Annotated in this window: 1 protein-coding gene; it reads right to left on the bottom strand. The window is 65.3% G+C overall.

Features of this window, described 5'->3' with window-relative positions; genetic code table 11:
• Positions 1 to 795: MCE family protein (locus ACZY0B_RS27880; protein ID WP_463767446.1), on the bottom strand; the 795-nt coding region annotated here is incomplete at both ends.

Raw genomic sequence — 795 nt, forward strand, 5'->3', positions numbered from 1 at the left:
TGCCGAACTCCGGTCCCACATCGGCGAGCGCTTTGATGGCCGGCTCCAGGTTTTTGAGATTCTTGACCAGGTCGTCCTGAGCGTCGTTGACCAGCCTGGTGGCGGTGTTGCTGAACACGCGAAGGTGATCCAGAGCCGCCGTCAGCCGCGGGCGCTCCTTGATCAGCACATCGAGGGCAGGCGGTATCTTGCGCAGCGCCTCGGTGAGAACATCGCGTTGCTCGGCGAACGTGCCGGTAAGCCGATTCAGCGCCTTGATAGAAGCGACGAGGTTGTCCCGCTGATCGTCCAGCGTCCCCACGAACGTGTCGAGGCGAGTCAGCAGATCACGCGCGGCGCCCTCGTGCCCGGACAGGGCGGCGGAGAAATTGTGGATGACCTCCCCGATCTGTCCCAATCCCCCGCCGTTGACAACCGCGCCCAGCGACGACAGCGTCTGCTCGGTCGACGGGTAGGCGCTTGACCGGCTCAGCGGGATGGTGGCGCCCGGCTGCAGCCGTCCGCTTCCCGACTGCCCGAGCGGCGTATTGAGCTCCACATGCATCGAGCCCAGCAGGCTGGTCTGACCGACGGTGGCTACCACGTTGGCCGGGACGACGACATCACGCTTGACCGAGATCTCGACGTCGGCATGCCAGCCCTGCACCCGCATCGTGCCGACACTGCCGACCACGACATCGTCGATCATCACCGGCGAATTCGACTCCATCGTCCCGACATTCGGGAGCTCGACGTGGTAGATGTTGGCCCCCGGCCCCCGTCCGACCGCACCGGGCAATGGCAGTGAATTCAGGC

Source organism: Mycobacterium sp. IDUB_19 (assembly GCF_055419445.1).